Origin of the sequence: Longispora albida DSM 44784 (genome assembly GCF_000379825.1) — a bacterium.
Lineage (GTDB): Bacteria > Actinomycetota > Actinomycetes > Mycobacteriales > Micromonosporaceae > Longispora > Longispora albida.
In genome coordinates, this window is sequence record NZ_KB903814.1 from 804,353 (window position 1) to 820,833 (window position 16,481).

The 16,481-nt window shown below is 71.6% G+C and carries 19 protein-coding genes; 7 read left to right on the plus strand and 12 right to left on the minus strand.

Annotation, left to right across the window (positions count from 1 at the left end; genetic code table 11):
* Positions 1 to 22: 22 nt before the first annotated feature.
* Positions 23 to 1,759, minus strand: coding sequence for a VMAP-C domain-containing protein (locus tag A3G1_RS0107835; protein WP_018348922.1), 1,737 nt, complete (start codon positions 1,757 to 1,759; stop codon positions 23 to 25).
* A 71-nt stretch (positions 1,760 to 1,830) separates the two neighbouring features.
* Positions 1,831 to 3,057, minus strand: coding sequence for a M14 family zinc carboxypeptidase (locus tag A3G1_RS33785; RefSeq protein WP_157640974.1), 1,227 nt, complete (start codon positions 3,055 to 3,057; stop codon positions 1,831 to 1,833).
* 79 nt (positions 3,058 to 3,136) lie between these two features.
* Between A3G1_RS33785 and A3G1_RS33790 the strand changes: the two genes are divergently transcribed.
* From A3G1_RS33790 to A3G1_RS0107855, 3 genes are read left to right on the plus strand one after another with little or no spacing between them, the layout of a single operon-like run.
* On the plus strand, positions 3,137 to 3,997 hold the full coding sequence (locus tag A3G1_RS33790; RefSeq protein ID WP_018348924.1) for a GNAT family N-acetyltransferase: 861 nt from the start codon (positions 3,137 to 3,139) through the stop codon (positions 3,995 to 3,997).
* 21 nt (positions 3,998 to 4,018) lie between these two features.
* On the plus strand, positions 4,019 to 4,753 hold the full coding sequence (locus tag A3G1_RS0107850; protein ID WP_018348925.1) for an AAA family ATPase: 735 nt from the start codon (positions 4,019 to 4,021) through the stop codon (positions 4,751 to 4,753).
* Between the two features lie 51 nt (positions 4,754 to 4,804).
* Positions 4,805 to 5,341, plus strand: a complete 537-nt coding sequence (locus tag A3G1_RS0107855; protein WP_018348926.1) for an HdeD family acid-resistance protein — start codon at positions 4,805 to 4,807, stop codon at positions 5,339 to 5,341.
* Between the two features lie 79 nt (positions 5,342 to 5,420).
* Here the strand turns inward: A3G1_RS0107855 and A3G1_RS0107860 are convergent, their stop codons facing one another.
* Positions 5,421 to 5,732 carry a hypothetical protein gene (locus tag A3G1_RS0107860; RefSeq protein WP_026211909.1) on the minus strand — a complete coding sequence of 104 codons (312 nt, stop codon included), beginning with the start codon at positions 5,730 to 5,732 and terminating at the stop codon, positions 5,421 to 5,423.
* Positions 5,733 to 5,800: 68 nt separating this feature from the next.
* Between A3G1_RS0107860 and A3G1_RS0107865 the strand changes: the two genes are divergently transcribed.
* Positions 5,801 to 6,094 carry a hypothetical protein gene (locus A3G1_RS0107865; protein ID WP_018348928.1) on the plus strand — a complete coding sequence of 98 codons (294 nt, stop codon included), beginning with the start codon at positions 5,801 to 5,803 and terminating at the stop codon, positions 6,092 to 6,094.
* Positions 6,095 to 6,151: 57 nt separating this feature from the next.
* Here A3G1_RS0107865 and A3G1_RS0107870 read toward each other — a convergent pair whose 3' ends face one another.
* Both A3G1_RS0107870 and A3G1_RS0107875 read right to left on the minus strand, forming a co-directional pair.
* Complete coding sequence (locus A3G1_RS0107870; RefSeq protein WP_018348929.1) at positions 6,152 to 6,739, minus strand: histidine phosphatase family protein; 588 nt, start codon at positions 6,737 to 6,739, stop codon at positions 6,152 to 6,154.
* Between the two features lie 33 nt (positions 6,740 to 6,772).
* On the minus strand, positions 6,773 to 7,267 hold the full coding sequence (locus A3G1_RS0107875; protein ID WP_018348930.1) for an Lrp/AsnC family transcriptional regulator: 495 nt from the start codon (positions 7,265 to 7,267) through the stop codon (positions 6,773 to 6,775).
* A gap of 92 nt (positions 7,268 to 7,359) precedes the next feature.
* Between A3G1_RS0107875 and A3G1_RS0107880 the strand changes: the two genes are divergently transcribed.
* A complete protein-coding gene (locus A3G1_RS0107880) occupies positions 7,360 to 8,502 on the plus strand; it encodes a trans-sulfuration enzyme family protein (protein WP_018348931.1) in 1,143 nt (380 codons plus the stop codon).
* A gap of 61 nt (positions 8,503 to 8,563) precedes the next feature.
* Here the strand turns inward: A3G1_RS0107880 and A3G1_RS0107885 are convergent, their stop codons facing one another.
* The 6 genes from A3G1_RS0107885 to A3G1_RS33800 form a co-directional block, all read right to left on the minus strand.
* Entirely contained in the window at positions 8,564 to 8,896 is a 333-nt protein-coding gene (locus A3G1_RS0107885; RefSeq protein WP_018348932.1) for a YnfA family protein, read from the minus strand.
* A gap of 10 nt (positions 8,897 to 8,906) precedes the next feature.
* A complete protein-coding gene (locus A3G1_RS0107890) occupies positions 8,907 to 9,842 on the minus strand; it encodes an aminoglycoside phosphotransferase family protein (protein ID WP_342664490.1) in 936 nt (311 codons plus the stop codon).
* A gap of 112 nt (positions 9,843 to 9,954) precedes the next feature.
* Complete coding sequence (locus A3G1_RS33795) at positions 9,955 to 13,062, minus strand: glycosyltransferase (RefSeq protein ID WP_018348934.1); 3,108 nt, start codon at positions 13,060 to 13,062, stop codon at positions 9,955 to 9,957.
* Positions 13,059 to 13,202: a hypothetical protein gene (locus A3G1_RS40400; RefSeq protein WP_018348935.1), complete on the minus strand. Its 144-nt coding sequence runs from the start codon at positions 13,200 to 13,202 to the stop codon at positions 13,059 to 13,061. The genes A3G1_RS33795 and A3G1_RS40400 overlap by 4 nt, the downstream gene beginning before the upstream one ends.
* A 172-nt stretch (positions 13,203 to 13,374) precedes the next feature.
* Positions 13,375 to 13,965, minus strand: a complete 591-nt coding sequence (locus A3G1_RS0107905; RefSeq protein ID WP_018348936.1) for a phosphatase PAP2 family protein — start codon at positions 13,963 to 13,965, stop codon at positions 13,375 to 13,377.
* Positions 13,966 to 14,004: 39 nt separating this feature from the next.
* Complete coding sequence (locus A3G1_RS33800; RefSeq protein WP_018348937.1) at positions 14,005 to 14,454, minus strand: DUF6463 family protein; 450 nt, start codon at positions 14,452 to 14,454, stop codon at positions 14,005 to 14,007.
* A 124-nt stretch (positions 14,455 to 14,578) separates the two neighbouring features.
* Between A3G1_RS33800 and A3G1_RS0107915 the strand changes: the two genes are divergently transcribed.
* Together A3G1_RS0107915 and A3G1_RS0107920 are read left to right on the plus strand one after the other, a co-directional pair.
* Positions 14,579 to 15,109 carry a TetR/AcrR family transcriptional regulator gene (locus tag A3G1_RS0107915; RefSeq protein ID WP_018348938.1) on the plus strand — a complete coding sequence of 177 codons (531 nt, stop codon included), beginning with the start codon at positions 14,579 to 14,581 and terminating at the stop codon, positions 15,107 to 15,109.
* Between the two features lie 36 nt (positions 15,110 to 15,145).
* Complete coding sequence (locus tag A3G1_RS0107920) at positions 15,146 to 15,580, plus strand: VOC family protein (RefSeq protein ID WP_026211913.1); 435 nt, start codon at positions 15,146 to 15,148, stop codon at positions 15,578 to 15,580.
* On the opposite strand, the gene A3G1_RS0107925 is transcribed toward A3G1_RS0107920, so the two are convergent.
* Positions 15,577 to 16,395, minus strand: a complete 819-nt coding sequence (locus A3G1_RS0107925) for a protein kinase family protein (protein WP_018348940.1) — start codon at positions 16,393 to 16,395, stop codon at positions 15,577 to 15,579. The two genes, A3G1_RS0107920 and A3G1_RS0107925, sit on opposite strands and share 4 nt — an antisense overlap.
* Between the last annotated feature and the right edge of the window lie 86 nt (positions 16,396 to 16,481).

Here is a 16,481-nt window from a genome sequence, read left to right on the forward strand (position 1 = left end):
GCGAGCAACCTCCTTTCCTTCCTCACGCGCTGGTCATCAGGTGCAGGTGCGGGCGGCGACCTGGATCGTCCCACAGCAGTACGACATCCTGTCCACAGTGGTGCCTGCGGCTGCGCAGGTCGCGGATGCCCTCGGGGAGCTGGGCCGCGCGCAGGCCCTGGAGGCCCTCACGCAGGCCGGGGTAGAAGTCGGCGGCGACGCAGGACGCCGGAGCGCACGCCGCCCGCCGCCAGATCATCACCGGGACGCCGGCGAACAGGCCGGTCTCCAGCGCGATCCTGGCCGGGCCCTCGTCGTGGGGGCCGTGCAGGACGAGCGCGGCCCGGCCGGTTCCTTCCTCCAGCCAGGACTCCATCTGCTCGTGGTCGCGCGCGTCCGCGCAGTCGATCAGGTCGAGCACGGTGGCGAGGTCGGCTTCGGCGAGGCGGCGCCAGCGGATCTCCCAGCCAGCCGTCACCGGCTCCTCGAAGCGGTCGAGGTCCCTGACCACCACCGGATGCTTGACGCCAAGCCGCGACCAGGGCTTCTTCCAGATCGCCCACTGCTCAGCGCCGACGCCCATCAGCTCCAGCGGCAGGATCAGCTCGACCATCACCCGGGACCGGCCGTCCTCCAGCAGGCTGATCTGCCCCGGGAGCACGCCGCGCAGCCATTCCCACGCGTCGTCGCGGCCCAGCGGCTCGTGGGGCAGCTCGGCTTCGGTCACGTCGTGCTCGTGCACGAAACGCCAGATCCTCATCGTGTACCGGCTGGCATCGTGCCCCGCCGGCCGCACGCACACCAGCACCGACCGGACACCCTTCCCCGGGCTCGCCAGCCGCTCCTCGATCGCCTCCAGTACCCCGAGGCGGCCGGCCACCGCGAACACCCAGTCGCGCAGCTCCCCGCCCCCGCCGCACAGGTCGGCGGCGTAGGTGAGGACGGCAGGCGCGGTACCGGCGGGCGGCGGGCACAGCTCCCCCAGGTCGGTGATCACGTCTCCGCTGGTCAGGAGGGGATGCCGGGGCGGCCGGCTCAGTTCACCCGCTGCCCGCCGGTACCCAGCCTCGTGGTCGCTGTGGCCACGCCGCCTCGCGAGCAGGGCCCGGAGCTTGATCTCCTCGCCCCGGCGGAGCCCGCTGATCAGGATGGGGCCCGGGTCGGCTGCCGCCGCCGCGTGGTGCCGGTCGTGCTCGCGCCACAGTCGCGTGTAGACGGCCGGGTCGAGGGTACGCAGCCAGCGGACCGGCGCGGCGAGCCCGCCCATGTCGCCGTCCGGCATCCTCGTCGCCTTGACGACCGCGCAGACTCCGCCGGTCGCCTTGTTCAGCACCGGGCCGCCCGACATGCCGGGGACGATGTCGCCAGGGATGCGCAGCATCGGCACGCCGGCCAGCTCGTGCTCGCCCTGGGCCGTGCCGGTGGCGATCACCTTGTCGAGCTCGTCGGTGTACGCGGGGTTGTGACCGGCGATCTCCAGCTTGGCGTCCGGCTCGGGGAACCGCGCGTCGAGCCAGGCCGCCGGGTGACGGGCCGGCGGCTGGAGCAGCTCGACGATGGCCAGGTCGGGCGGCTGCCAGACCTGGCCTACGTAGACCTTCGGGGTGGCCGCGCGGATCACCGCCTCGTACGCCTGGCCCTCCCACCGGACGGTCACCGGCTCACCCGGCTCGTCGCCCGCGACGTGTGCGCAGGTCAGGACCAGGCCGGGCGCGACGAAGCAGCCGCTGCCGTTGCTGACCCCGTTGACGATGACGAGGCAGTCTCTCAGCGCTGTCACCGGCCCAGGTACCTCCACTCCGGACTGTCCCCGCTACACCGTAATGGGTACATGCCACTCCGTAGTGCCGCCTACCTGACTCTTCGCCGCTCGCCCGGCCGGCAGTCCACGGCTTCCGTCCCGCCCCGGCCTGCCGTGATCGTGAAGGTCCGGTCGCCGCAGGTCAGCGTCCACGGTTCGGTGAGCAGGCCCGCGCTGTCCGGCCTGATCGCCGGGTTGATGTCCCACTCGAAGGTGCCGCTGGCCGGGACCGTCAGCTCGGAGCTCAGGGCGGCCAGCGGATTCGTTCTCGTCAGCGTGAGTACCTGGCCCGGCTCGCCGGTGCCGGTCACGACCGCGTGCAGTGCACGGTCTGCGGCCATCTGAGCCGCCGCGCCGTACAGTTTCCGCAGCCCCGCGTACTGCCGCACCACCGTCCCGAACACCGGATGGAACTCCTGGCCGATCTCCGGCATGAAGCCGAACCCGGCCGTCGCGTAGTACGACCAGTGCTCGGCCAGCCCGCCCGGCACCATCGTCCGCGTCCCGTACCCGGCCTCGGCGGCCAGCTCATCGGACAGTCTCTTGTAGATGGTGTCCTCTTCCGGGCCGCCGGGGTGACCGAGCCAGTCGCCGTACGTGTGGTTCGTGATCAGGACTGTCACCTGGCGCGTGCTCACGAGCGCCCGGATGTTCCGCGTCTCCGGTTCGCTGAAGGGTTCGGGGCCGGGGTAGGTTTCCGCGCTGGGGTTGGGGGCTGCCGCCCAGCCGTGGGCGTAGTTGCGGTTCAGGTCGACGCCGAGGGTGAGGTTCTCGATCCGGCCACAGTCGCCGGTCACGGGCAGCGTTCCGGCGGCGATCCGGCAGTTCTTCCGCTTCATCTCGTGGCCGAGGCTGCGGGACAGCTCGAACCCGTCCGGGTTGACCACCGGCACCGCCACCACGACCAGCCGGTCGAGGATCGGGTCGCCTGTGGCCAGCAGATCCGTCGCGTACTCGATCACCGCCTCGCCCGAGGGCCACTCGCGGCCGTGGTGCAGGCCGAGCAGCAGCATGACCGGCTTGTGCGCGGAGTTCGCCACGTCCCGTGAGATCTCGATGCCCCGCACCGGCCGCCCTTCGAGGCTCGGCTCGGGCAGCGTGAACGTCCGGGCGTCGCCGGGATGCGCGGCTGCCAGCTCGTCCAGCCCCGCCCCGTGGTCGGCCAGGGTCCGGTAGGCCGTCCGGCCGCTCGGCAGGGTGGCCTCCTGCCCGGGCGTCGCAGCCGTGGCCACCGCTCCGAGGGACAGCGCGACGATCACCGAGTACCGAAAAAGCATAAAATCCATTTTGTACTAGAAAGTGAGGGTGACCGAAAATCCCGCGCCCGGCGTGGCACCCGCATCTAGAGTCCTGCCCGTGACGACACCTGCCCCCGCCCTCACCCATGCCGCGCACGGCCGCGACGACGCAGCCCCCGCACTGGCCCTCCTGTGCGACTGGACCCCGTCCGGCCGCCCGGTCAACCCGCTCCAGCCCGGCGACCTGGGCTGGCACCTGCGCTTCGACGCCGAGGAGGTGGCTGGCAGCATCCACGTCTGGTCAGCCTCCGACGGCCCGGTCGCCGTCGGCCTGCTCGACGGCCCCGTGCTCCGCCTGGCGCTGAACCCGGCCCCCGGCTGGGACATCGAGGCGCTCGCCGACGCGATCTGCGCGCTCACGGACGGCACCGAGGCCTGGTGCGACGCGCCGAGCGACGCGCTCAAGGCCGCGCTGCTGAGCCGGGGCTGGAACGACGACACGGGCGAGCCGTGGCCGATCTTCTTCCTCGGTACCGCTCCCGCCTTCCCCGCCTCCGCCGCGATCGTGACCGAGGCCGGCGCCGCCGACCGGGTCGCCGTGCAGCGGGCGGCCTTCGAGGGCTCGACCTTCACCGCCGAACGCTGGCAGGCGATGAAGGACTCACTGGCCGGGCACCTCGCCGTCGAGGTCATCGTCCGCACCCCCGGCGGCGAACCAGCCGCGGCAGCCACCGGCTGGCTCGCTGGCCCCGGCAAGTGCGCCGTCCTCGAACCCGTCGGCGCGCACCCTGACCACCGGGGCCACCGCCACGCCAGGGCAGCCGTCCACGCGGCCTGCGCAGCGCTCTTCGACCGGGGCGCCTCAGGCGTGTCGGTCCTCACACCCGGCGACAACACCGCCGCCGTCGCCCTGTACACCTCGGCGGGTTTCCGCCGCGAAGGCCAGATCGGCAGCCTCCACCGCCCGGCGCGGGCCTGACGCGTCGGGCACCATAGCCAGGTGATCATCGACGGCGTCTCCATCCCCGACTTCCCCCACGCGGAGCCACCGCTCCGCCGGGGACGGTGGCCGATGACCGTGCCGGCCGTTGGCCAGATCTTCGCCGAGGGCCTGAAGTTCCGTACCCCGGTGACGTTCCTGGTCGGCGAGAACGGCTCCGGCAAGTCCACGGTGCTCGAAGCGATCGCCGAGGCCTACGGGCTCGAACCGCACGGCGGCCACCGCGGCATGTACGCGACCGACCAGCAGCGCTCCGACCTCGGCCGCAGGATGAAGCTGAGCCGGACGAAGACCGGCAGCCGCATGCTCGGCGCGCGGACCCGCGGGTTCTTCCTCCGCGCCGAGACGGCCTACGAGGTGTTCACGGAGAACTTCGGCAAGGCCGGGTACGGCGACCGGCACCCCGACCAGGTCAGCCACGGCGAGAGCGTGCTCCAGGTGCTCGACGGCCGGTTCACCGACGTCGGCCTGTACCTGCTCGACGAGCCGGAGGACGGCCTGTCCTTCACGTCGTGCCTGCGGCTCCTCGCCCAGTTCGAGCTGCTGGTCCAGCGCGACGCCCAGATCATCTGCGCGACGCACTCCCCGGTCCTGTCGGCGTACCCGGGCGCGACGGTCCTGGAGGTCGGCAGGCACGGCGTCCGCGAGGTGGCGTGGCGGGAGCTGGAGGTGGTCGACCACTGGGCGCGGTTCCTGGCCAGGCCCGAGGCGTACCTTTCCGGCCTGCTCGACTGAGATCTGTGAATATAGGACCCGGGACCGCCCGGCCGGGGCGATCATGACGCTATGCGTGAACTTCTGGCCCGGAACTGGGGATGGATCGTCCTCCGAGGCGTGATGGCCGTCCTGTTCGGCCTCATCGCGATCATCTGGCCGGACATCACCGTCCTGGCCCTCGTCTTCCTGTGGGGCGCGTACGCGATCGTCGACGGGATCACCGCCGGCTGGGTCGGCTTCCAGAGCGGCACGAGCAACCGCTGGCTGTGGATCCTGACCGGCATCTCCGGCGTGCTGGCCGGCGTCATCAGCTTCGCCTGGCCCGGCGTGACGGCGATGGTGCTGCTGATCTTCATCGCGGTCTGGTCGATCATGGTCGGCGTCTTCCAGATCGTCTCCGCGTGGCAGCTGCGCAAGGAGGTCGAGGGCGAATGGCTGCTGGCGCTGTCCGGCGCACTGTTCGTCCTGCTCGGCGCCTTCCTGCTGATCCGGCCGGGACAGGGCATCGCCGCGCTGACGATCGCACTGGGCATCTGGGCCCTGATCTGGGGCGTCACCCTGGTAGCCCTGGGCCTCAAAGCCCGTCAGCTTGTGCCGACCCGGTGAGCGGAAATCTGAGCTGCGCAGAACAAAAGCCCGTGTACAACCAGTACACGGGCTTTCGTTCTGCTTGTCAGATTTCCGCTCACCGGGCCACCTCGCGTTGGATCAAAACCACATTTAACGGGTGCTCCAGGAGGCGGCTCATCGCAGGGTCCAGGCCCGGCGGAACCCGCTCGGCACCCAGCGCCCGCAGGAACCCAACCAGCGCGGCGCTGGCCGGGACTGGGGCGCTCGGGTCGTAGCCGCGCAGGTTCACGAACAGCCCGTCCCCTGGGGAGCACGCGGAGTGTCCACTCTGGACCTCCCCGTTGCCCGCGAGTCTCTCATCGGGATCGATGGCGGGTGTCCGGGGATGTCCGGACGTGTCCAGGATCGGCGAGCTGGGCGGTCGCATCGGGCACAGTGACGTCCAGCGAGACGCGGTCCCGTTGCGCGTCACCACCTCGGAAGGAAACAACGATCATGACTAAACTCCGCCGGAGCCTCGCCGTCACCGCAGCCGGGCTCCTGGGTGCCGGCGCCCTGCTCTCCCTTGCCAGCCCGGCGTCCGCGAGCGGCACCTACGTGCCGGGGTGCATCGACCGCAACGTGCAGTCGAGCTGGGTCACGCTGAAGAACAACTGCGGCTACGACATGCGCATGCAGGTCCACATCGGCGCCTACCCCGACACGAGTTGCTTCACGGTCAAGGCCGGCAAGTCGGAGACCGTCTTCTGGGGCGGGGCCGGCTACTACCAGCACACGGTGAAGTGCTGACCTTCGCCTGAACGCCCGCCGGTGGAGCACCTCCACCGGCGGGCGTTCCGTCGTTCCCTAGTGGACGTTCCAGGCCGTGATGACCGGCTGGCCGCCCTCGGTGGCGAGGTAGCCGAGCGTGCCTGGGTGCGGGTGGCCGAGAATCCAGGCCATCGACGGGCCGAGGCCGAGCCAGCGCATGGCGAGAATCCGGGACAGGTGCCCGTGTGCGACCACCGCGACGTCCCCGCCTTCCAGCAGTGGCCGGATCCGGTCCAGCACGCCGTCGACCCGGGCGGCCACCTGCGCGAGGTCCTCGCCGGGGTGCTCGGCGCCGCCGGGGACCACCCCGTCGCGCCAGAGATCCCAGCCCGGCCGGGCGGCCTGGATCTGTTCGGCGGTCAGGCCTTCGTAGCCGCCGTAGTCCCATTCGAGCAGACCCGGGTCGGGCTGGACATCCGTCAGGCCCGCCAGTTCCGCTGTCCGCATCGCCCGGCTCAGCGGGCTGCTGAACACCGCTGCCAGGGTCCGCCCGGCCAGCTTCGGCGCGAGGGCCCTGGCTGAGGCTTCGCCTGCTTCGGTCAATGGCACATCGGTCCGGCCCGCGTGCTGGCCCGACAGGCTCCACGCGGTCTGGCCGTGCCGGATCACGATCAGTTCACCCATGATCAAGAACGATAGCCGCAGCGGGACGGTCCACTATGGTCCGGGATGCGCGACGCCGTCCCCGCGGATGTGCTCGAAGATCAGGCTGGTCTCGGCGTGGGCGACCTCCGGCCTGGTCAGCAGGTGGTCGAGCACGAAGTCGCGCAGGCTCTCCGCGCCGGGCACGGCGACGTGCAGGAGGTAGTCCGTCTGCCCGGTCACGTGGTAGACGGCGAGGACGCCGGGCAGCCGGGCGGCTGTGCCCCGGAAGCTGTCGACCTGCGCGCGGCCGTGCGCGGCGAGCCGGACGGACACCATCGCCTGGAGCGCGAACCCGAGCGCCGCCAGGTCGACGTCGGCGTGGAAGCCCCGGATGACCCCCTGGTCGCGGAGCGCGCGCAGCCGGGTCAGGCAGGTGGAGGCGGCGATACCGCAGGCCTCGGCCAGCGCGGCGTTCGACATCCGGCCGTCCCTGGCCAGCAGGGCCAGCAGCTTGCGGTCGGTGGAATCGAGGCGAAGATCCTTCGGCACGAAGCCAGTATGGATCATGGACCCAGAATTTTGCGAGCACAGATCAAGATCATTCAGAATTTCCTGCAGTACTGTTGCCGAACTCGCTCGGATTCTTCATGATCCGAGGCATGACCAGCCGCATGACCAGCATCGACACGCTCGCCGTCCACGCCGGCCGCGAGGACCTGGCGGGCCTCGGCGCGCACGTGCCGCCGATCGACCTGTCCAGCACGTACCCGCTGCCCGACGTCACCGTCGGCGGCGACTCGTACGAGGCCCTGGCGACCGGCGGGCGCCCGATCGACGGCGGCAGCCTGGTCTACCAGCGCCTGTGGAACCCGACCGTCGCACGGTTCGAGGACGCGCTGGCCCGGATGGAGGGCACGGCAGAGGCGGTCGCGTTCGGCTCGGGTATGGCGGCGCTGACCGCGATCCTGCTGGCCAGCCCGAAGAAGCACGTCGTGGCGGTCCGCCCGCTGTACGGCGGCTCCGACCACCTCCTGGCCACGGGCATGCTCGGCACCGAGGTGACCTGGGCTTCGGCCGACGGCGTGGCTGCGGCCATCCGGCCGGACACCGGCCTGGTGATCCTGGAGACCCCGGCCAACCCGACGCTCGACCTGGTCGACATCTCCGCCGTGGCCGCGGCGGCCGGCGACGTGCCGGTGCTGGTCGACAACACGTTCGCCACGCCGGTACTCCAGCGGCCGGCCGAGCACGGGGCGACCCTGGTGCTGCACTCGGCGACGAAGTACCTCGGCGGGCACGGCGACGTGCTCGGCGGCGTCGTGGCCTGCCCGCCGGAGTGGGCGGCGCGGCTGCGGTCGACGCGGGCGATCACGGGCGGGCTGCTGCACCCGCTGGCCGGGTACATGCTGCACCGCGGGCTCCAGACGCTCCCGGTGCGGATCCGGGCCCAGCAGGACGCGGCCATCAAGCTCGCCGACGCCCTGATCCCGCTGACCGAGCGCGTGTACTACCCGGGAGCCGACCCGCTGGTCGGCAGGCAGATGTCCGGCCCGGGCGCGATCCTGGCCTTCGCGGTGCGCGGCGGGTACGAGGCGGCCTCCCGGGTCGCGAGCGCCTGCCAGCTCGCCACGCACGCCGTGTCGCTCGGCGGGGTCGACACGCTGATCCAGCACCCGGCAGCCCTCACGCACCGGCCGGTCGCCGCCGAGGCCAAGCCGCACGGGAACGTGCTGCGGGTGTCCGTGGGCCTCGAGGACCCGGCCGACATCATCGCCGACCTGACGCAGGCACTGTCCGCGTAGCTCAGCACTTCCCCAGCCACGCTGGCCGCCCGTACCTGATCCGGGTGGCCAGCGTTCGTTCTCAGCCCCGTGGCGCGTACATGATCACGGCCACGCCGAGCAGGCACAGCGCCGCGCCGATCACGTCGTACCGATCCGGCCTGAACCGGTCGGCGACCATGCCCCACGCGAGCGAACCGGCGACGAACACGCCGCCGTACGCCGCCAGGATCCGGCCGAAGTGCGCCTCCGGCTGGAACGTCGCGACGAACCCGTAGGCACCTAGCGCGAGGACACCAGCGGCGATCCACAGCACGCCCCGGTGCTCCCGCCAGCCCTGCCACACCAGCCAGGCCCCGCCGATCTCGGCCAGCGCGGCCAGCACGAACAACACGACGGACCGCAGGACGCTCACGAGCCAGACCCTACGCGAGGATCTCCCCCAGGACGCGCCGCGCCTCGGCGACTTCGGCCTGCGATTCGGCGTCGTCGTACCGGAGCTCGCGGGCATAGGTGGTCAGCGTCTTCCACAGCGCCCAGCCCCGGCCGCGCGCCCACGTACCGTCGTCGGCGCCGATCCCGGAACGGAAGGCCTCACGGGCAGCTCCGGACAGGACGGTCCAGGCGATGGCCAGGTCGCAGGACGGGTCACCCACTCCGCAGGTACCGAAGTCGATGACGGCGGCCAGCGCGCCGTCCCGGACGAGCAGGTTCCCGAGGGCCACGTCGCCGTGGAACCACACCGGCTGCCCGTCCCAGTCCGAGCGGAGCGCCGACTCCCAGATCTCCGTCACGGCGTCCCGGGGCACGTGCCCGCCGAGCGCCTCGATCGCCTCCCTGGCCTGCCTGTCCCACACGCGCAGCGAGCCGCCCCGGTACCAGCTGTGCAGGCCAGGCTCCGGCCCGCCTACCGGATCGGCCGCCCGGAGCGCGGCCAGGAACCCGGCAAGGCGCTCCGCGAAGGCGCTCGGGTCACCGATCCCGGCCGTGCTCGCGGGCTCGGCGTCGATCCACTCGTAGACCGACCAGGGGAAGGCGAAGCCCTCACCGGGTACACCTTTCGCTATTGGCACCGGAATCCGCAGCGGCACCTGCGTGGCGAGCACTGGCAGCCACTGGTGTTCCTTGGTGACCGCCAGCGCGTACTCCCTGGCCGTCGGCAGCCGGATCGACATGTGGTCGCCGAGGTGGAACGTCTGGTTGTCCCAGCCGCTGCTGGCCACCGGCCGCACGGGCAGGTCCGTCCACTGGGGAAACTGGCTGGCGATCAACCGCTGGACGACCTCCAGGTCCACGAGGCGGCGGTCGGGCATCGGCACGTCGTCCGGGTCTGCGATCACGCCAGCCATGCCAGCACGCACGCACACCACCCGCAACGCATTATGCGAAGGAGCCTGACGGACGCGGGGCTCGCTCCGCGTCTTCGCCTGCCTGAGCTGCCCCGGCACACCAGTGGTCCTCAACCCGCAGTAGCTAGGACAGCACCAGAGCCGGATGGCCCTTCAGGTAACCGGTGAGGTCGTCGCTGGCCACGGCCCGGAACAGCTCGACGGCCTCCGGGTTGAGGGCCTCGCCGAGGTAACCACTCTGGTCCCGGACGGAGTGGCCCGGTGTCCGGATCAGCGTGATGCGGTCGGGTGATATGCCCCGGAGCGCGAACAGCAGCTCCGCCGGGCTGGTCCGGCCGGTCGTGACGGTCAGGGACTCACCGGCAGCGCGGAGCATCAGGTCCAGCCGCGCCGGATCCGTGCCGGACCCGGTCACCGCAGCCTTGATGAACTGCTGCTGGTGCCGCTGCCTGGCGTAGTCGCCGTGCGCGATGGTCTTGCGCTGGCGCAGGTAGTCCAGCGCCGACGGGCCGTCCATCTTCCGGCAGCCCTTCTTGTACACGACTCCGCTGTGGATGGACTTCGTGTCCTCGTCCACGCACAGCTGGACGCCGTCGACAGCCTTCACGACCTCCATGAACCCGTAGAAGTCGATCAGGGCCGCCGCGTGGAAGCCGGGCAGGCCGGTCGCCCTGCGGGTCACGTCGGCCAGCAGCCGGCTGCCGCGAGCCCGGTCCTGCTCACCGCCGGCCCCGTAGGCGAAGGAGGCGTTGATCCGGTCGCGGCCGTGGCCGGGGATGTCGACGAGCAGGTCACGGGGCAGGGAGAACAGGTACGCCCGGTCACGGCTCGCCGGGACGTGCACGATCATGATGGTGTCCGCCCGGATCAGCCCGGCGGCGCCCTTACGCCAGTCCACCCCGACGAGCAGCATGTTCAGCGGGCCGCTGTTGTCGTCCAGCAGCGCCGGGCCGAGCAGGTCCGCCTGCTGCACGCGGGCGGCGTACCGGTCGGTGACGACCTTGCCTGCCACCAGAGCGCCGCCGCTGGCCAGCATCAGCAGCACACCAGCCCACACCGTCAGTCGTGCCCACAGCGGATCTCGGTATTTGCGCCGGATCTGCTGGTCGAGCATCTGGCGGCGCATCGCGACCGGCCGCTCGCCGTCCGGGGTGACAGCAGCCGACGTCAGCGCGGCGGCCTCGCCCGTCCTTGCTGGCTGGTGCCAGCCGACCCGCGCGCCGACCAGCGCGGTGACCAGGGACTGGATGACGACCAGGTAGATGAGCTGACGGTAGACGACCTGCTGGAGCAGCAGCGACCACAGTGGACCGGCGCGCTCGCGGTCCAGCCGGAAGGCGTACGCCGCCACGCCGAGCTGGCACGCGTGCAGCCCCAGCCACAGAGCCGCCACCCAGGTGACCGGCTGGAACAGCAGCGCGTACACCATGTACACGTCGACGAGCGGGGCGAGCATCGGCTGGAGGATCTGGAAGAGCATCAGGTACCCGAGGCCGCGCCGGCCCAGCTTGCCGCCCGCGCCCAGCTCCCTCACCGCCGAGCGGTGCTTCCACATCGCCTGCATGGTGCCGAAGCACCACCGGTACCGCTGGCGCCACAGCCCGCCCCACGTGCTCGGGGCCTCGGTCCAGGCGCAGGCCCGGTCGGCGTAGACGATCTTCCATCCGGCCCGGCACACCGCCATCGTCAGGTCGGTGTCCTCGGCGAGGGTGGCGGTGCTGACCCCGCCGGCCCCGGCCAGCGCCGCCCGGCGGAAGGCACCCAGCGCGCCCGGCACGGTCGGCATGCACTCGGCGACCTCGAAGACCCGCCGGTCGAGGTTGAAGGCGATCACGTACTCCAGGTGCTGCCAGCGGCCGAGCAGCCCGGAACGGTTGGCCACCTTCGCGTTGCCGGCCACCGCGCCGACCTTCGGGTCACGGAACGGCTGGACGAGCAGCGCCAGGGTGTCCTGCTCGATGATCGTGTCGCCGTCGATCAGCACGATCAGGTCGTTGCTGGCGTGGGCGATGCCGGTGCTCAGGGCCGCGGCCTTGCCGGCGTTGTCCTGCCTGACCACGACCACCTGCGGCAGTGCCAGGCCGGCCACGATCTTCCCCGTACCGTCCACCGAGCCGTCGTCCACGACCACGATCTCCAGGCCCGGGTACTCCGTGGCGGTCAGCGACTCCACAGTGGCCGCGATGTTGGCCGCCTCGTTGTGGGCCGGGACGATCACGGTCACCGGCGGCCGGTACCCCTCGTCGGGGTCCGAGCGCCGTCCCCGCCGCGCGTGCCGCCAGGCCGCACCGCCCTGGATCAGCATCCTGACGCCGGCCAGCACGGTGGCGAGCACCAGCAGTACGAACAGGATGTCGGCGACCGCTCCGGCGATGGACCGCACCACCCCGAAGGACGCGCCCCGCGCCCGCGCCTCCCACCCGGCGGCGGCGGGCTCGGGCAGGCTCAGCGCCTCCGAGACAGTCACCAGCCGGCGGCCCCGGCCGCTCAGCGCGGGGACCAGCGTCCGCAGCGCCGTCACGGTCTGCGCTCGGTCGCCACCGCCGGCGTGCATCAGGATGATCGCCCCGGCGTCACCGGGCTGGGCTGCGGCCGTGACGATCGCGTCCGGCCCGGGCAGCGACCAGTCCCGGGTGTCCAGGTCGGCCAGCACCGTCCGGTACCCGGCCCGCCCGGCCGTGCCGATCAGCCTGGCGTCGGCACCGGCCGGCGTCGAGGAGTATGGCGGGCGGAAGAGGGTGACGTCCCGGCCGGTCGCGCTGGCCACCGCGTCACGGGTCAGCTCCAGCTCGGCCCTGGCCCGCCAGGCCGGTACCGCGCCCAGGTCGGCGTGGGTGTAGGAGTGCAGGCCGAGCTCGTGGCCCTCGTCCACGATCCGGCGGGCCAGCTCGGGGTGCTCGGCCACCCGCGCGCCGACCACGAAGAACGTGGCCTTCACGTTGAGCTTCCTGAGCTGGTCCAGGATCCTCGGCGTCCAGACCGGGTCCGGCCCGTCGTCGAAGGTGAGCGCCGAGACCTGGTCCGGCAGCCGCCGCGCGGTACCGTCCGGCTCGATCACCGGCCCGGTGAACGCCCGGGTCCGGTTACCGGCCGTCACCTGGCCCGGGCGGACCGTGCCGCCGGAGCCAGCGGCCGTGAACCCGTCGACGGCCAGTGCGGCCAGCACACCGGTCAGGCCGAGCAGGAACAGGAGCCAGTGGGTACGGGAAAGGCTTCGATGCTTGACGATCACCGGGCGGCGGCCAGCGCGGACGCCACATTCACCGCGACGAGCCCCAGCCAGGCGAGCAGGGCCAGGGCGAGCCCCGTCCCGGCCCGGGCAGCGAGCCTGCGCCGCCGTCCGGAGTGGTCAGCGAAAACCTGCCTTGTCATCCGTGAACGCCCCCGTGTCCCGCGCCGTCATCCCCGCTTGCAGGAGCAGCAGCGTAACTGGGCGGAAGTGGCCCTCACCAGGGGGTTTGATGAGAGGAAACCCACTGCAACATTTGGCGCGGCTGCCTGACCAGCGGTCCGGGGTGGACAGTCAGGAAGCCGTCACGGACAGTCATGTACTCGTCAGCCACACAGCCCCCGCCACAGCCCCGCCGAGCAGGGTGCCCGCCACGACCTGCGCCACGGTGTGGTCCTTGAGCCTGACGCGCGACCAGCCGACCAGGGCGACCATCGGGAGAGAGACCAGCAGGACCGGCCCGAACAGCGCTACGGCCACTGCCGCCGAGCCGGCAGCCACCGAGGCGTGCCCGGACAGCTTCCACCGCAGTAGGGCGTTGACCGCGCCGGCGGAGGCCAGCACGGCCAGCATCACGTACGCCATCGCCAGGGTCTGCCGGGGCGCCCCGAGCCAGATCAGCACCCCGACCCCGGCCACGACCGAGAGCACGCCCCACACCAGCGGACCCCGGCGCTCCTCCACGGCCCCCATGTGGTGCCCGGAGGTGATCCGGCCGGTCGCCATGAACAACCGGATCACGCCGTACGGGACCACGCACGAGAAGAGCAGCGTCAGCAACCCCCAGCCGAGGCCCGCCAGGAGGGTCGGGCCTGCGTGCAGCCCCACGGCCAGCGGCATCACGGCGGCCAGCACGGCCGGGGCCAGGATCTCGGTGACGAGACGGGCGGCGCGCTCACTGGTCACGGTACTGGGGCTCCTCACGGCAGGCGAACCCGCGGAACGCTACCGGGCGGAGGTCACCGCCGCGCCCCCAGGTACCGCAGCGGCCCCGGGCGCCCGCCGGGCGGCGACCAGCAGCGCGGCGGGGATGAGCCCGAGCGGGAACCCGGACGGCACCAGGACGACCGCGCCGAGCGTGACCCAGGCCCCGAGGACCCAGCCCGTGTACCCGGGCATGGCCACCCCGGCCTTCGCCAGCCGGGCGATCAGCAGGCCGAGGACGAGGAGCGGGACGCCGAAGCTGCCGAGGAATCCCCAGAAGTTCAGCAGTGTCTCCTGGTTGGCCACGTCCTCCACGTTGGAGACTCCGCGCAGGTCACCGCCGAGCCAGTTGTCCCAGAAGGCCGTGGTGCGGATACCGAAGACGAGCATGTGGACGGCGGAGATCACGACGAGCAGCCGGCCGGCCCACAGCGAGAGGCGCTGGGCGGCGGGGGTGGCGAATCCGGGCATGACTGTCCTCCGGGAGTTCGGATGGTTCGTGATTACGAGACGTTGAGTTCCGGAACTTATGGTTCCGTATACTGCTCCCATGGGCAGCGGAAAGCAACCTCCAGGGCGGCCGAGGGACAGTCGGGTGGATCACACCATCGCGGCGGCGGTCCGCGAGCTGATCGTCGAGACCGGCTACTCAGGACTGACGATGGACGCCGTCGCGGCCAGGGCCGGCGTCGGCAAGGCCGCGATCTACCGCAGGCACAGCTCGAAGGCCTCGCTGGTCTTCGCGAGCCTCCTCCACGGCGCGACCCCCCAGCCACTCCCCCGGACGGGCACGCTGCGCGGCGACCTCACCGCGCTGGCGGAGACGATCGTGGGCGACATCGCCAATCCCCTGGCCATGGCCGCCGCACCCGGCCTGATGGCAGATCTGGCCGAGCAGCCCGAGGTGGCCGAGCTGTTCCGGCAGACGTTCTTCGCCGGCGAGCAGGCCGAGATCGAGGGCATCCTGAGCCGCCACGGCGTCACGGCCGACGCCGAGCTGCTGCACGCGCAGATGCTCGGCACGGCCTTCGCCTGGCTGTACCTGCTCCGCAAGCCCCTCACCCCGGGCCTGCCCGGCCACATCGTCGCCAGCGCCCTGGCGAGCCTCGGCCAGCCGGAAAACTAGGGACCCGACCGGCGGGCCATGTCCTATGGTGGCCCGATGTCAAAGATCATCAAATTCCAGGTCACCTTCGACTGCGCGAGCCCCGTCCGCGTCGGGCTCTTCTGGTGCGAGGTGCTGGGGTACGTGCCGGTGAAGGCCCCCGAGGGCTTCGCCACCTGGGAGGACTTCGATCGCTCGCTGCCAGGGGACAAGCAGGGTTCGTGGTTCGCGTGTGTCGACCCGACGGGCGTCGGCTCGCGGCTGTACTTCCAGCGCGTACCCGAGGGCAAGGTCGTCAAGAACCGGGTGCACCTCGACGTCCGGACCGGCGCCGGCCTCGTCGGCCAGGAACGCCTCGACGTTCTCGAAGCCGAGTGCGCCCGGCTCGAAGCGCTCGGCGCTGTACGCGGCCAGCTCCTGCTCGCCGACGAGGTGAACGAGTCCTGCCAGCTCATGCAGGACGTCGAGGGCAACGAGTTCTGCCTCGACTAGGAACCCTCACAGGCACCCAGCCACGCGTCGTTCAGCTCGGTGACGCTGGCGTACCGCCCGGCCGGGTCGGCAGCCGTCGCCCTGGCCACCACGTCGAGCTGCGCCTGCGTGCCGCGCCAGGCCAGCTCGTCGTCCCCGGCGTCGAGCAGCAGCCTGATCGTCCGCCCGAGGTTGTACACGGTGGTCCGGATGTCGATCACCGACCCCGGGCGGAACGGGTACTCCTCCGGCGACATGTACCGCACCGAGCCCGGCAGCTGCCCGGCCGGCTCGAACGGGCCCGGCCGGTACTCGTCGAGGTCGCACAGCGCCATCGCCCCGGTACCGAAGTCGTAGAGCATGCAGCCGTCGTAGAGGTCCACGGCGACCAGCCCGGCCCGCTCGACGGCCAGGTGCGCGCCGAGAATCGCGGCGAGCGCCCGCTCGACGTCCGGTACCGGGCGCTGGCGGAAGCGGGCCATCGCGCTGGCCGGGTCGCGGCGGTCCACTGTGCGCGGCACGGTGGAGTGGTAGAGCACCTCGCCCGCCCGCCACGGGTACACCAGGGCCAGCGACCCCGCCACGCTGATCGCGTGCCGGATCGGGATGATCGCCGGGTGCTGGACCATCGCGTGGAAGGCGACGGCCCGGCGCAGTGAGTCCTCGGCGCGCGCCTCACGGGCGGTCTTCACGAACCAGCGTTCCGTGCCGATTTCCACGCCGTACGCGACGCACCCCGAGTCCTGCTGGTCGAACACGCGGAACACTTCCCCCACCCTGCTCAGATACGCGGCGAGATCGTCAAGTGCGGCGATATCAAGCAGCGGGTGCGACATATCCAGCATCCTGCCAGGTTCACTGTCCGTGAGCATATGGGGCCACTGAGAGACCACTGTGGAATCCCTAGTAGAGGGTCGACCGG

Coding starts and splice junctions, on each gene's coding strand:
- A3G1_RS33785 (WP_157640974.1), bottom strand. CDS start 3,057: ATGCTTTTTCGGTACTCGGTGATCGTCGCGCTGTCCCTCGGAGCGGTG.
- A3G1_RS0107855 (WP_018348926.1), top strand. CDS start 4,805: ATGCGTGAACTTCTGGCCCGGAACTGGGGATGGATCGTCCTCCGAGGC.
- A3G1_RS0107860 (WP_026211909.1), bottom strand. CDS start 5,732: ATGCGACCGCCCAGCTCGCCGATCCTGGACACGTCCGGACATCCCCGG.
- A3G1_RS0107865 (WP_018348928.1), top strand. CDS start 5,801: ATGACTAAACTCCGCCGGAGCCTCGCCGTCACCGCAGCCGGGCTCCTG.
- A3G1_RS0107870 (WP_018348929.1), bottom strand. CDS start 6,739: ATGGGTGAACTGATCGTGATCCGGCACGGCCAGACCGCGTGGAGCCTG.
- A3G1_RS0107875 (WP_018348930.1), bottom strand. CDS start 7,267: ATGATCCATACTGGCTTCGTGCCGAAGGATCTTCGCCTCGATTCCACC.
- A3G1_RS0107880 (WP_018348931.1), top strand. CDS start 7,360: ATGACCAGCCGCATGACCAGCATCGACACGCTCGCCGTCCACGCCGGC.
- A3G1_RS40400 (WP_018348935.1), bottom strand. CDS start 13,202: ATGACAAGGCAGGTTTTCGCTGACCACTCCGGACGGCGGCGCAGGCTC.
- A3G1_RS33800 (WP_018348937.1), bottom strand. CDS start 14,454: ATGCCCGGATTCGCCACCCCCGCCGCCCAGCGCCTCTCGCTGTGGGCC.
- A3G1_RS0107920 (WP_026211913.1), top strand. CDS start 15,146: ATGTCAAAGATCATCAAATTCCAGGTCACCTTCGACTGCGCGAGCCCC.
- A3G1_RS0107925 (WP_018348940.1), bottom strand. CDS start 16,395: ATGTCGCACCCGCTGCTTGATATCGCCGCACTTGACGATCTCGCCGCG.